At 53.9% G+C, this 13394-nt stretch carries 15 protein-coding genes; 5 read left to right on the top strand and 10 right to left on the bottom strand.

The annotated features are described in order from the left end of the window. Window positions 1–307 precede the first annotated feature (307 nt). Window positions 308–532, top strand: coding sequence for a DUF2594 family protein (locus tag AC236I_RS08840; RefSeq protein ID WP_004864152.1), 225 nt, complete (start codon window positions 308–310; stop codon window positions 530–532). Between the two features lie 66 nt (window positions 533–598). Here AC236I_RS08840 and sdiA read toward each other — a convergent pair whose 3' ends face one another. After that, window positions 599–1321: a quorum-sensing transcriptional regulator SdiA gene (gene sdiA / locus AC236I_RS08835; protein ID WP_004864155.1), complete on the bottom strand. Its 723-nt coding sequence runs from the start codon at window positions 1319–1321 to the stop codon at window positions 599–601. A 145-nt stretch (window positions 1322–1466) separates the two neighbouring features. Here sdiA and AC236I_RS08830 point away from each other — a divergent pair, with 145 nt between their 5' ends. Further along, window positions 1467–2825, top strand: a complete 1359-nt coding sequence (locus AC236I_RS08830) for a CoA transferase (protein WP_487608768.1) — start codon at window positions 1467–1469, stop codon at window positions 2823–2825. A gap of 3 nt (window positions 2826–2828) precedes the next feature. On the opposite strand, the gene tcyN is transcribed toward AC236I_RS08830, so the two are convergent. From tcyN to tcyJ, 4 genes are all read right to left on the bottom strand, one after another. Then, on the bottom strand, window positions 2829–3581 hold the full coding sequence (gene tcyN, locus AC236I_RS08825) for an L-cystine ABC transporter ATP-binding protein TcyN (protein WP_004864162.1): 753 nt from the start codon (window positions 3579–3581) through the stop codon (window positions 2829–2831). Next, window positions 3578–4246, bottom strand: coding sequence for a cystine ABC transporter permease (gene tcyL, locus AC236I_RS08820; RefSeq protein ID WP_487608767.1), 669 nt, complete (start codon window positions 4244–4246; stop codon window positions 3578–3580). The genes tcyN and tcyL overlap by 4 nt, the downstream gene beginning before the upstream one ends. A gap of 15 nt (window positions 4247–4261) precedes the next feature. Beyond that, on the bottom strand, window positions 4262–5248 hold the full coding sequence (dcyD, locus tag AC236I_RS08815) for a D-cysteine desulfhydrase (protein WP_004864169.1): 987 nt from the start codon (window positions 5246–5248) through the stop codon (window positions 4262–4264). A 94-nt stretch (window positions 5249–5342) separates the two neighbouring features. Beyond that, window positions 5343–6143 (bottom strand): cystine ABC transporter substrate-binding protein, encoded by an 801-nt coding sequence (gene tcyJ, locus AC236I_RS08810; RefSeq protein ID WP_004864171.1) that lies wholly within the window; start codon window positions 6141–6143, stop codon window positions 5343–5345. Between the two features lie 200 nt (window positions 6144–6343). Between tcyJ and amyA the strand changes: the two genes are divergently transcribed. Further along, window positions 6344–7831: an alpha-amylase gene (gene amyA, locus AC236I_RS08805; RefSeq protein WP_487608766.1), complete on the top strand. Its 1488-nt coding sequence runs from the start codon at window positions 6344–6346 to the stop codon at window positions 7829–7831. A gap of 46 nt (window positions 7832–7877) precedes the next feature. Here the strand turns inward: amyA and yedD are convergent, their stop codons facing one another. After that, window positions 7878–8294, bottom strand: coding sequence for a lipoprotein YedD (gene yedD, locus AC236I_RS08800; protein WP_160873412.1), 417 nt, complete (start codon window positions 8292–8294; stop codon window positions 7878–7880). 470 nt (window positions 8295–8764) lie between these two features. Here yedD and rcsA point away from each other — a divergent pair, with 470 nt between their 5' ends. Beyond that, window positions 8765–9388 carry a transcriptional regulator RcsA gene (rcsA, locus tag AC236I_RS08795; RefSeq protein WP_487608765.1) on the top strand — a complete coding sequence of 208 codons (624 nt, stop codon included), beginning with the start codon at window positions 8765–8767 and terminating at the stop codon, window positions 9386–9388. A gap of 54 nt (window positions 9389–9442) precedes the next feature. Here rcsA and dsrB read toward each other — a convergent pair whose 3' ends face one another. After that, on the bottom strand, window positions 9443–9631 hold the full coding sequence (gene dsrB, locus AC236I_RS08790; RefSeq protein ID WP_004864183.1) for a protein DsrB: 189 nt from the start codon (window positions 9629–9631) through the stop codon (window positions 9443–9445). A 185-nt stretch (window positions 9632–9816) separates the two neighbouring features. On the opposite strand from dsrB, the gene yodD reads away from it, so the two are divergent. Then, complete coding sequence (gene yodD, locus AC236I_RS08785; RefSeq protein WP_015583989.1) at window positions 9817–10044, top strand: YodD family peroxide/acid resistance protein; 228 nt, start codon at window positions 9817–9819, stop codon at window positions 10042–10044. A 268-nt stretch (window positions 10045–10312) separates the two neighbouring features. On the opposite strand, the gene dgcQ is transcribed toward yodD, so the two are convergent. The 3 genes from dgcQ to AC236I_RS08770 all read right to left on the bottom strand — a co-directional run bounded on the left by dgcQ (window position 10313) and on the right by AC236I_RS08770 (window position 13282). Continuing rightward, on the bottom strand, window positions 10313–12007 hold the full coding sequence (dgcQ, locus tag AC236I_RS08780) for a cellulose biosynthesis regulator diguanylate cyclase DgcQ (RefSeq protein ID WP_044023513.1): 1695 nt from the start codon (window positions 12005–12007) through the stop codon (window positions 10313–10315). A gap of 107 nt (window positions 12008–12114) precedes the next feature. Continuing rightward, a complete protein-coding gene (locus tag AC236I_RS08775; protein WP_015583987.1) occupies window positions 12115–12294 on the bottom strand; it encodes a YodC family protein in 180 nt (59 codons plus the stop codon). Window positions 12295–12370: 76 nt separating this feature from the next. Continuing rightward, on the bottom strand, window positions 12371–13282 hold the full coding sequence (locus tag AC236I_RS08770) for a DUF808 domain-containing protein (RefSeq protein ID WP_487608764.1): 912 nt from the start codon (window positions 13280–13282) through the stop codon (window positions 12371–12373). Window positions 13283–13394 lie beyond the last annotated feature (112 nt).

Raw genomic sequence — 13394 nt, 5'->3', positions numbered from 1 at the left:
AACAGTAAGTTGTATTACGCTTCATTTTTAACATTTGCCCTACAAAAACACCCGCAGGGCGCCGCGATACCGCAGGGCAAAATACGAAACAAAATATGTAACAATAATTAACGATGAAAACACACTACCGCAAAAATTAACCTGCGATGCGCGGAGAGAGTACGTATTATTCAGGCAATTAATGCGCCTACACCTCTGATGAGAGGACACAAATTACGCGCTCCTTTTTTTCCCGTCGCTTGTGGTATACTGCGCCGCCTTAACATTTAGTATTGCGCAAAAGCGCCGATAGCAAACGAGGATATCGATGAGCACTCCAGATTTTTCCACTGCAGAAAATAATCAAGAACTGGCGCAGGAAGTGACCTGCCTGAAAACGCTGCTGACGCTGATGCTCCAGGCAATGGGCCAGGCGGATGCGGGTCGGGTGATTATTAAAATGGAAAAACAGATCACGCAGATGGAAGATGAGGCTCAGGCTGCCGTATTCTCCAGCACCGTTAAGCAAATTAAACAAGCTTACCGCCAGTAACAGTCAACCGGCTGTGAGTTCAGCACAGCCGGTCCCCACGTCTGACACGCAGAACACCCTACCTGCTCAAATTAAACCGGTCGCCACCGCATAACAGGCGATTTGCGTTTTATTTGGCGCATTGAATTTTCGTTGCATATTTTTTTGATGGAAATTAACGGTATTTTCTGAGATAGAGAGAATAATCGCCACTTCAGCCGATGTTTTTCCCTCCGCAGTCCATTTCAATATTTCCAGTTCACGACGACTAAACTTCATTTCCGGCGGCATGACCATCGCATCTTCCAGCCGCAGTAACGTCAGCAGGCTCAGCTCGGTCAGCGTTCTTAAGCGCATCTCCTGCTCGTCTTCATGAAACGGCCCTGCGCTGCGGCTACGGCCGGAAACGGACAAAAACCCCTGAGCATGATTAGGCAAGGTCAGACACTGGGTAACCCCCTTGTTCAACCCGTGATCCCGCGCGCCATCCCACAATTCCGGCGTATCGCGGAAGAGTCTGTCATCCCACGGCAGATGGCCACGGAGAAAGTTTTCGGGACGCAATACCGGATCGATAGCAAAATAATTCTCAGCCTGGTAGTGTGTCATCCACGCCTGCGGGTAGGTCGATTGCAGCGTAATCCTGGGCCGGGTAAAAGGCACGGGGTGGCGTACGCAAAGCGCAAAATAGTCATATTCCAGCCCTTCCGTTTGTTGTTGCAGGAGATTATAAACTTCCCCTCCCGTCGCGATTGACTGAAATTGTTGCAGCATTTCCCGCCGCCAGCTGAAAAAATCAATGTCCCTCATAACCGACCAAATAACTCCTGAGTAATAATCATTATTAGAAATACAGAAAACTAACACATAAATCTTATTTATATGTATAAAATATCGTATGCATCGCACTTATTAGGCCATGACTGGCGCTCCTCACCCGTTACCGGAGAAAAGTATGTCGGATCCATTATCGCTAAACACGATATATTCCCGGCTATGGCAGGCCTTTAGTTCCCACCCGGCCCCGGAAGTCGAATTTACCCAGACGGGGGCGTTGCGTTCCTGCTTTGCCGTCACCGATTTTGCCTCAGCTTCTATTGCCGTCGCGGGCGGTCAACTGGCACAACTCTCAGGCTCTCCCTCGCCCATCCGGATCGACCGGCGCCTCGCGTCTTACTGGTTTAATCATAGCCTGTATCCTGTAAACCGGCCGCCCCAGTCGCTTTGGGATCCCCTGGCCGGCGACTACCCGACTGAGGAAGGCTGGATCCGTTTGCATACCAACGCACATCACCACCGTCGTGCCATGGCGCGCGTTTTAGGTGAACATGACTCCCGGGCTTCTCTGGCGTCCGCGGTTAGCCAGTGGCAGGCTGAGGCGCTTGAACAAGCGGTCGTCGAAGCAGGCGGTTGTGCGGCGGCAATGCGCAGCGCCCGACAATGGCAGGCGCACCCGCAGGGCATGGCGGTCAGTCAGGACCCGCTGCTGATCGAAACACCGTTACCGTCTGGCTCCCCCGTCGACTGGCGTTTATCTCGCAGCAGGCCGCTGCTCGGCATTCGGGTTCTCGATCTGACGCGGATTATTGCCGGACCGGTGGCCACCCGTCTGCTCGCCGGCCTCGGTGCGCAGGTGCTGCGGATCGATCCGCCAGACTGGTATGAACCGACGCTCGAAGAGGAAATCACGCTCGGCAAGCGCTGCGCACGACTGAATATTAAAACAGCAATCGATAAGCAACGTTTAATAGATTTGCTCTCTCAGGCTGATGTTATCGTACACGGCTACCGTGCCGATGCGCTGGACACCCTGGGATGCGATAGCGAAACGCGGGCTCGACTCAGACCAGGGCTGGTCGATGTGTCGCTGAATGCCTGGGGATGGAGCGGTCCATGGCGTAACCGCCGCGGTTTTGACAGTCTGGTGCAGATGGCCTGCGGCATTGCCGCAGCCGGTCAACAGTGGCGCCTGGCGGATAAACCGGTGCCTCTGCCGGTTCAGGCTCTGGATCATGCCACCGGTTATTTAATGGCTGCCGCGGTACTCAAAGGTCTTTATCGTCGTGCGACCTGCGGTGAGGGTTACCGCGCGCGCCTGTCGCTGGCTCGGGTGGCGGCATGCTTAATGCAATATCCCACGCCAGAAAGCCCCCTCTCTTTTCGTGAACCGCAGCGGGGCGATTTCCAGCCGGCGCTGGAGTGGTCAGCTTTCGGCCTGGCTGAGCGTCTGCGCTTTCCGTTACAGCTGGCGGGAACACCGGTGGTCTGGTCGCGGCCGCCCTCGCCGCTGGGGACGGCCGCCGCGAGCTGGTAAAAATTACTGCATCAGAAATTTTTCAAGGAACTGGCGGGTGCGCGGCTGCTGCGGGTTAGCAAACAGCGCTTTCGCCTCACCCTGTTCGACGATACGCCCCTGGTCCATAAAAATAGCGCGGTCCGCGACATCGCGGGCAAAGCTCATTTCATGAGTCACAATCACCATCGTGCGCTTCTCCTGCGCCAGCTGGCGAATGGTGTTCAGCACCTCGCCAACCAGCTCAGGATCGAGAGCCGATGTCGGCTCATCAAACAGAATCACATCCGGGCGCATCGCCAGCGCACGCGCGATGGCCACACGCTGCTGCTGGCCGCCGGACAGACGGCGGGGATAGCTGTTTTCTTTACCGTTCAGCCCCACTTTTGCCAGCAGTTCCCGGGCGCGAACAATGGATTCGTTTTTATCCTCACCCTTGACGATAACCGGCCCCTCAATGATGTTTTCCAGTACCGTACGATGCGGGAACAGGTTAAAGCTCTGGAACACGAAACCCACATGCTGGCGCAGGCGGCGAATCAACCCTTTTTGCTGGCTGAAACTGCGCGCGGTATCAATGGTCACATCGCCCACCCGGATGGTCCCGCTTTCCGGCTGTTCCAGCAGGTTAATACTGCGCAGCAGCGTCGTTTTACCGGAGCCGCTGGGGCCGATGATCGCCACCACTTCCCCCTCCTGGACATTGAGGTCGATACCGTGCAGTACCGTCTGGCCGTGGAATTTTTTCACCAGGTTTTTGACTTCAATGGCACTCATTTTGGATCACGCTCCTGGCGATTCAGCTGGTTTTCAAAATAGTTCTGCAACGAGGACAGCACCGTCGCCATCACCCAGTAAATCAGCGATGCGGCCAGATACATAGTAAATACCTCCAGGGTGCGCGAGGTAATCAGCTGCGCCTGACGGAACAGTTCCGGAACCTGAATGGTGGCCGCCAGCGAGGTATCTTTTACCAGGCTGATAAAACTATTGGAGAGCGGCGGCAGCGCCACGCGCGCAGCCTGCGGCAAAATCGCCCGGCGCAGGGTTTGCCACGGCGTCATACCGATACTGGCCGCTGCTTCCCACTGCCCTTTGTCAATCGAGGCGATCGCCGCCCGCAGCGTTTCCGCCGCGTAGGCCGCGGTGTTAAGCGACAGGCCAATCATCGCCGCCGGGATCGGGTCGAGCTCAATACCAAACTGCGGCAGACCATAATAGATCATAAACAGCTGGGCAATCAGCGGGGTACCGCGGAAGATGGAGATATACATTCTCGCCAGCCATTTCACCGGCCGCAGAGGCGACATCCGCATCAAAGCGAGGATAAAGCCCAGCACCAGGCCAAAGAACATACCGCCGATGCTCAGCTGTAAAGTAAACACCGCGCCTTTCAGCAGATAAGGCGCGGAATCGATAACCAGTTGGATACTCTCTTGCATTCTGTATGTTCTGCTTTAGATATGGGGATGATAGGCAAACAGCGCCGGCGCTCCACCCGTGTGGATAAATAAAATCGGCCCTTCATCCTTAAAGCGCTTCTGATTAATGCCGTCAATCAACCCGGCCATCGCTTTGCCGGTATAAACCGGATCCAACAGAATGCCTTCCAGCTGCGCCAGCAGCTTCACGGCTTCCATTCCTTCGTCGTTCGGCGTGCCATATCCCGGCGCAAAATAGTCATCCCACAGCTTAATCTCCGCATTGGCCTGGAGCTCCAGACTGTTCGCCACCGCCTGCTGAAGCGCAACGACTTTCGGCAACTGATCCGCCACCTTGCGTGATACGGTGACGCCAATCAGCTCAGCCCCTGGCATCAGCTGTTCCAGTCCTACGGCCAGTCCGGCATGAGTACCCGCGCTCCCGGAGGCGACCACCACGGAAGAGAGTTCCACGGCGCCTTCGCACTGCTGAGCGATTTCGAGGGCGCTTTCCACATAGCCCAGCGCGCCAAGCGCATTTGAGCCCCCCACCGGAATGACATAGGGCCGATAGCCCTGCGCTTCAATGCGGGTTGCCAGCTCCTCCAGCTGAACATCGGGTTGGGTCAGCGCATCGCACATCTCAACCTGAGTATTAAACAGATCCAGCAGCAGGCGGTTACCGTTGGTCAGGTAGTTCTCGGCGCGAGTGCCAATAGGGTTTTCCAACAGCGCCACACAGTGCAGACCCAGTTTCGCGGCCACCGCCGCCGTTTGACGAACGTGGTTCGACTGAATCGCGCCGGCGGTGATTAACGTATCCGCGCCTTCACGCAGCGCATCTGCCGCCAGGAACTCCAGCTTACGCAGCTTATTGCCGCCCATCGCCAGCGGGGTCACGTCGTCACGTTTTATAAAAATCTCGCGGCCCAGATGATCGGACAAGCGCGGTAGATATTCCAGCGGCGTCGGCGCGCCAATCAATTCCAGGCGCGGGAAGCGCGTTAAATTTTGCAGTGACATGGTACCTCCTGACTGAGTTATCTTTATTATGCACACACTGGCGTACGAAATAAAAAAAGGCGCTATCAATAGCGCCTTTTTTCACCGCCCGCCGTTACATCGTCACGTCAGCGCCAAACCATTTTTCCGACAGCGCTTTCAGGCTGCCATCTTTCTGCATATCTGCAATCGCGCCATCAACCGCTTTCAGCAGGTCTTCGTTGCCTTTACGCAACGCCACGCCAGACTCCTGACGGGAGAACGCTTCGCCGGTCACCGCCAGGGTATTGCCGGTTTTCTTCACCAGATCCAGCGCCGCCAGGCGATCGACCAGAATCGCGTCAATACGGCCCACGCGCAGATCCTGATATTTAGTCGGGTCATCATCATAGGTACGAATATCTACGCCCTGGACGTTCTGGCGCAGCCACTCTTCGTAGTTGGTCCCCAGACCGACGCCGACTTTTTTACCTTTCAGGTCCGCTGCGGTTTTGATAATGCCTTCATTGCCTTTTTTCACCAGCGCCTGGATACCCGACACCGTATAGGGGGTAGAGAAGTCATACTTTTGCTTGCGCTGGTCGGAAATGGTGACCTGGTTAATCACCACGTCAATACGTTTAGAATCGAGGGAAGCCAGCATGCCGTCCCATTTGGTCGGTTTCAGATCGGCCTTCACGCCCAGATGTTTCGCCAGTTCATTAGCAAAATCAACCTCGAAACCGGTCAGCTTTCCGTCGTCGCCCTGATAGCTGAACGGCGGATAGGTCCCTTCCAGGCCTACGCGCAGCGTCCCGCGCTCTTTAATCTGCCCGAGCAGATTTTCCGCAGCAAACGATTTTGCGCTGACGCCGGCCATTAAAACTACAGCCATCGCGCCCATCAGCGCCTGACGACCCAGAAGTGCTAATTTCATAGATGCCCCTGATAAGTGATATTTTCCAGTAGTGTAAGGCGTTTAGTTTCGCTCACCAACACCTATACGCTACATCTTATTCCGAAATATTATATATGCAGCGATTTAAGACATAGCGAAAAGAGAGCCAAAATTGATCGGATTTGCTGGAGATATCTCATACTGCAAAGGTCAGCTTGATGACGTCTGGAGCATGGAAGATGAAAAACCCCACGTTACTGCAGTGCTTTCACTGGTATTACCCCGCCGGCGGCGAGTTGTGGCGCGAAGTCGAAGCCCTGGCCCCGAACCTGAATGAAATTGGCATTAACATGATTTGGCTACCGCCGGCTTACAAAGGGGCGTCCGGCGGTTACTCCGTCGGCTACGACAGCTACGATCTGTTTGACCTCGGCGAGTTCGACCAAAAAGGCTCCATTGCCACGAAATATGGTGATAAAGCCCAGCTCCTTGCCGCCATTGCGGCCCTTCACCAGCACGATATTGCGGTGCTGCTTGATGTGGTGGTCAACCACAAGATGGGCGCAGATGAGAAAGAGCATATTCGCGTGCAGCGCGTCGATGAGCAGGACCGGACGCAAATCGCGGAGGAGATTATCGAGTGCGAAGCCTGGACACGCTACACCTTCCCGGTCCGGGACGGGCAGTACTCTCAGTTTATCTGGGACTACAAATGTTTCAGCGGCGTCGATCACATCGAGAATCCCGACGAGGACGGCGTTTTTAAAATTGTTAACGATTATACCGGCGAAGGCTGGAGCGATCAGGTCGATGATGAGATGGGTAATTTCGATTACCTGATGGGCGAGAATATTGATTTCCGCAATCATGCGGTCGCCGAAGAGCTGAAGTACTGGGCCCGCTGGGGTATGGAGCAAACCGGCTGCGACGGTTTTCGTCTCGATGCGGTTAAACATATTCCCGCATGGTTTTATAAAGCGTGGATTGACCATGTCCAGGAAGTGGCGACAAAGCCGTTGTTTATCGTGGCGGAGTACTGGTCGCATGAAGTTGATAAGCTCCAGCAATATATTGAGCGCGTCGACGGTAAAACGATGCTGTTTGACGCCCCTTTGCAGATGAAGTTTCACGAGGCGTCACGTCAGGGGCGCGACTACGATATGAGCCAGATTTTTAGCGGCACGCTGGTTGAAAGCGACCCGTTTCATGCCGTTACGCTGGTGACCAACCATGACACTCAACCCTTGCAGGCGCTGGAGGCCCCCGTCGAACCGTGGTTCAAACCGCTGGCCTATGCGCTCATTCTGCTGCGCGAAAACGGCGTCCCTTCGGTTTTTTATGCCGACCTCTTCGGCGCCAGCTATGAAGATACCGGTGGTGATGGCCAGACCTATGCCATTGAGATGCCGGTTATTGAGCAACTGCATGAACTGATTGATGCCCGCCAGCGTTTTGCCCACGGCGTCCAGACGCTGTGGTTCGATCATCCCAACTGCATTGCGTTCAGCCGCAGCGGCACCGATGAAGATCCGGGATGCGTCGTTGTATTGTCTAACGGCGATGAGGGAGAGAAGCAGCTGCCGCTGGGCGCCAACTATGGCAATAAGCGCTGGAAAGATTTTCTGGGCAATCGCCAGGAGGTGGTAGAAACCGACGACGAAGGCTGCGGCACTTTTACCTGCAACGGCGGAAGCGTCAGCGTTTGGGTCATTGAGGAGGTGCTGTAGTCGTTGGAAGCTCGCGGGCTGAACGTTGCCTCAGCCCGCACCTGCATTAGTTCACGCTTTTCCCTGCCGCGGCTTTTTTCCACGCCTGCTCGCACTCGGCGGTCAGGCGGTCAACGCGAGTCAGGGTCATGCGATCGTATTGCAGCGTATTACCAGAGCGCTCAACAGGATAAACATCGAGTCTGGAGGTGACGTTATAGACCTGCTCGTCACGCAGCATTAATTTACCCGGCGTGGCGATGACGCGCTGCCACTGACGACAATCCAGGGTGTCGCCATTTTTCGTCACAATCAGGCTGGCAATCGCGTCCGGGCTCATCATTTCGCTCTGCGGGCCTTTTGACTGCCAGTATCCCTCTAACCCGGCGGGCGCTGGCGCTTTAACGACGGTATCGTAATTATCAACCTGGACACACCCGGCCAGCATCAACAGCGCACCGACAATCACTAACTTTTTCATCATCCATCCCACAAACCGATAAAAAAGTATTGTGGCATTAAAGCGTTAAGCCCGCCACCCCTGCCGTTGACCGGCGTCAAACTTGCCAACATGACCGTACGCAAAACGCCACCGTCGCTCTCGGGAAAAAATGCAGCCGGCCGCCGCATTATTAATTAATAACGATCATGAAGGGCCGATGACAAAGCGCTGGCTATTTACGCAATCAACATAAGGAAAATCCTAAAAATATTTATTATTTGTGGCCCACGCTCTCTGGAAAAGAGGCAATTTTGCTTTTAATTCCCTCACATAACCCGGGCCACACATTACTTTGGGAGTATTCCTGGCAAATTATGGGCAATATTACGGAATAGTTTAGACTCTCTGATGGTTCCTGTGCTGAACCGGGTTTTTATTACCCACTTAAATGGATTTCATCGCGCTTGTCGGCGAGGGATAAATTATCGTTACGTGTTGATTGAGGATGGGTCATGTCAACGATTATCATGGATTTGTGTAGCTATACCCGGCTGGGATTGTCCGGGTATCTGACAAGCCGGGGAATAAAAAAGCGCGACATTAGTGAAGTACATTCTGTGGAATGCCTGAAAGAGGCCTGTGAATTCATGCATCCGGCAGTGGTATTTATCAATGAAGATTGCTTTATTCATCATACGGACAGCAATCAGCTTATCCGGCATATCATTACCCAGCACCCTGGGACGTTATTTGTTATCTTTATGTCGTTAGCTAACATTCATTTCGATCGCTATCTGCTGGTGCGCAAGAATTTACTTATTAGCTCCAAATCGCTGACGCCAAAAGACCTTGATGAAATTCTGGGTAATCGTCTTAAATACGATAACTACAGCAGCGCCCGTATCAATATACCGACACTGTCGCTCAGTCGTACCGAATCGAATATGTTGCAAATGTGGATGGCGGGCTATGGTACAGCGCAGATTTCAAGCCAGATGAACATCAAGGCAAAGACGGTTTCGTCGCATAAAGGAAATATTAAAAAGAAAATTCAGACCCACAATAAACAGGTGATTTACCATATCGTACGCCTGGCGGAAAACATTACCAGCGGAATACACGTTAACCTGCGCTGAACCAGGCGCAGGCAAAACTGGCGGTGCTCTCCGCCAGTTCAGATGCCTTACGAACTAATCTTCTCTCTCAACAAAGATCCCGTCCGGGTGCCCTGCTTCGTTAAAAAACCAGATCCCCAGCGGGTAGTCTTCCAGCGAAACCAGATACATTGTCCCTTCACTAAACGACTCTATTGCCAGAACTACACCCGATCGACGTGGGCCACCGTCGGTCTTCACCGTGACACGATCGTTCACCTGCATAACTTATCTCCTCTATTTTTGAGCCAGTGTAGAACAAAACTGCCCGCTGCGCAGCGCCCTGCCCGGTGAGTGGCGTTTTTATCGACCATCCGCCATTACGACGGCCCCTGATGCCGCGCCGACCATCCGGTGATTTTTTGCCTATACTTAAACAGGCACGATCTGAGCCAAGCGAGGTAGCCATGATGAAAACCGCCAAAGATAGTGGATATGCGGGAAGTCGCGGGGTGAATGTCGATGTTGATGCCCTGCTGGCGGCGATTAATGAAATCAGCGAGAGCGAGATACGGCGTTCGCGCGACGATCCGCATCACGTCAGCGTTGATGGCCGCGACTATCACACCTGGTGCGAACTAGCGGAAGCGTTTGAACTCGATATTCATGACTTTAGCGTCACGGAGATCAACCGCTAGGTACAGGTGAAAAAAATCCCGACTCGCAGGAGTCGGGATGAAACTTGCTAATGCAAGAAGCACTTGAAAATTCGTTACACCGGGATATCCGTTGCGGGAAAACATTATCCTCAATTATTTTGCATGACAAGAGCTATTCATGAAGAAAATAATTGAGAAATGGGATGAACTTTCTGTCACTCTCCCAGAATGCTGATGGCGCAAGGGTTTGTTGCGTTCTTTTTTCTCCAATCGCGCATTGGTCACGGGTGTTTTTTTAAGATAAATCTCATTTCCGCAAACCAGCGCACGACGGCAAATCGTTAAAGCAGACCTGGTTGCGTCCATTTTGTTTGGCGAGGTAGAGCCGGTGATCGGCCGTTGACTGCAGGTTTTCAAAATTAAATCCGGCACAATCATCGCTGCTGCTGACCCCCAGTGAAGCACTGATCCGCAAACTGGTGTCGTTGCAGAGCAGAATTTCACGGCTGTAAATGCGGATGCGGATACGTTCGGCGATGGCTGTTGCCACCTGTAAGGTGGTGTCAGGCATCACAACACAGAACTCTTCACCGCCGACGCGGCCAGCCAGATCGCCTTCACGGATATTGCTCGCGATGGTACTGGCAACCAGCGACAGTACCCGGTCGCCCGCCTGGTGCCCGTGCTGGTCATTCACCTTCTTAAAGTAATCGAGATCGAGCTGGATCACCGAGATCGGCCGCCCCGTCCGCTCGCACATTCTGGTGGTAGCGATTGCCCTTTCAAATAAGGCCCCGCGATTCAACAGGCGGGTTAACGCGTCATGCCAGGCCTGCCACTCCAGCGACTTTTGCAAAACACTCATATTACGCACCATCCGCAGAATCACCTGCCAGGAGATGATCAGCATCAGCGTAAAGAGTAGCCACATCAGCGTCAGCGCAATAGTAATGGTCCCGAAAGCACCGCGCACGCCTTCCTGCAGCGTATGGATCCTCAGCAGCACGCCATCAAAGTTGTTTAATTTCTGCCAGCTGATATAGCGCGTTAATAAACGAATCCCCCCCTGGTTTTGATGCAAAAACGCGTAGCTAAGCATCGCCTGTTCACGGGCAGACAACAGGGTCAGTACATTCCCCGACGCCGAGGAAGCAATCAGGTTAAGCCGACTATCATACAGCTGATATTCCCCCTCCTGGCCCCCCTTAATGGCGCTGACCAGAAACGCTTTCATCTCTCGCACCGAAAAATCCATCGACAGCACCCCGAGCCAGTCATGTCGGAAATCAAGGGGAATGGAGGCCGTTACTACCGGATCGTCGTTTTGCGCATGCTCATCGAGAACGGTCTGCCAGAACACGCCGCGACCGGGATTATTGCGCTGCGATTGCCGGGTAAACCACGGGGCGGCGATCGCATGGGTATATAACGTCTGGGCCTGTACCGCGTTTTTTGGCAACGTGGTGCTGGTAAAAAAACCGCTGCGCGAAATGTACAGCATGCGTTCGTTAAATCCGCGGTTATTCTCGACCAGACGCAGGAGATACCCCAGCTCCAGAACCGCCATCAGCTCATTACCGGTCAGGGCATCGTTGCGCGAGAGCGAGCTCTGACTGTCGACAAAGTCATCGGAAACGCCATACACCGGCAGAGTACGCCGGTTATGTAACGCCACGGACCAGATCGGTTCATGGCGTTTGCTCATGTATTCCTGTTCTGCATTACGCAAAATCTCAAAATCCAGCGGCGTTTCCAGCGCCGACTGCATCCCGTTGCGAAAAAACACCATTCTGTCGATGTTGAACAGCAGCAGACTGTCCAGTTCATCGGCGACGTTTTCAAGATTGTTGCGCTGGTTGGTGACGTAAGCCCCTTCCAACACCATCACTTCGCGCCAGATCAGGAGCGTAGAAAAAAAGAGTACTGCGACAAAACAATAATTAACCACATGTCCCGGGCGAGAAACGCGGCGAAGTTTTCTTACCCACAGTGGTTTATCCATTGTTCTCTCGCAGTACAATCAAAGCAACAAACGTCATCAACGCTCCCTGTTGGTTAACTAAGCAGCATAACGACAAAGCGCCCGGCTTTTGCCGGGCGCTATAGGGGTCAGGCACTCTTCTGTCGCTGCCCTTCCCCACGCACTAACTCATCTTCACGGAACGCCTCGCGTTTAACGACATAACCGTCGTACCAACGACACTCGACCATTCCGCTGGCGAAGCCCGTCACAACCATGCGCGGCCCTCCGCTTTTTCGCCTCACTTCATCACTGACCAACAATACCATTTTTTAGTCCGTCATCTGGGAGAAACCGTTTCACCATAGACGAAGCTGAGCAATTTTGCATAATCGCCGGGCGATTTTACTCTGCCGTAGCGCGAAAGCCGCTGATAACCTTCACGCCCGCCAGCACTACCGCACCGACGATAAAGCCCAGCACCAGGTTGACGCCGGTCGGCAGCAGTGAGGCGATGAGGGCGGACTGTTCACCTGCCCACTGTTCAACCGCATGATGAAGCGGCGCGATGCCGTGTACGATAATGCCGCCGCCGACCAGAAACATCGCCAGTGTCCCGACGATGGAGAGCAGCTTCATCAGGCGCGGCGCAACCGCCAGTAACCCGTTACCGACCCAGCGCGCCAGCGTGCTGCTCTTCTTCACCAGCCAGTAGCCCATATCATCCAGCTTCACGATAATGCCGACCAGACCGTACACGCCAACGGTCACCAGGATGGCAATCCCGGAGAGAATCAGAATCTGATTGAGCAGCGGCGCGTCGGCCACGATTCCCAGCGTAATGGCCACGATTTCAGCGGACAGAATAAAGTCTGTGCGTATCGCCCCTTTCACTTTATCGCGTTCAAAGGCCTGCGGATCTTGCTGCGCCAGCGCTTCCAGACGCTGCTGACGGGCCTGCGGATCTTCCTTGTGTTTGCGCGCCTGCAGACTGTGCAGCACTTTCTCAACGCCTTCGTAGCACAGGAATGCGCCGCCCAGCATCAGCAATGGCGTAATCGCCCAGGGAATAAACGCGCTGATCAGTAAGGCCAACGGCACTAAAATCACTTTATTGACCAACGATCCCTTTGCAACGCCCCAGACAACGGGGAGCTCACGATTGGCCCGTACGCCCGTCACCTGCTGAGCATTGAGAGAGAGATCGTCTCCCAGTACGCCGGCCGTTTTTTTCGCTGCCAGTTTCCCCATCACGGAGATATCGTCAAGCAAGGTGGCGATATCATCCAACAGCGTTAAAAGACTACTTCCTGCCAAAATTGTATTCCTTCATTTATTGAGGGTTAATCCCCTGGCGTCCAGCCGCAGCCTGAACGCTTAGCGGCCATGTCCGCATAAGTATGAGGTAAAAGTGCTTTTTCGCCCAGAG

Source organism: Klebsiella sp. Sb-30 (assembly GCF_057652795.1).
This window is presented reverse-complemented; position numbering and strand designations above follow the sequence as displayed.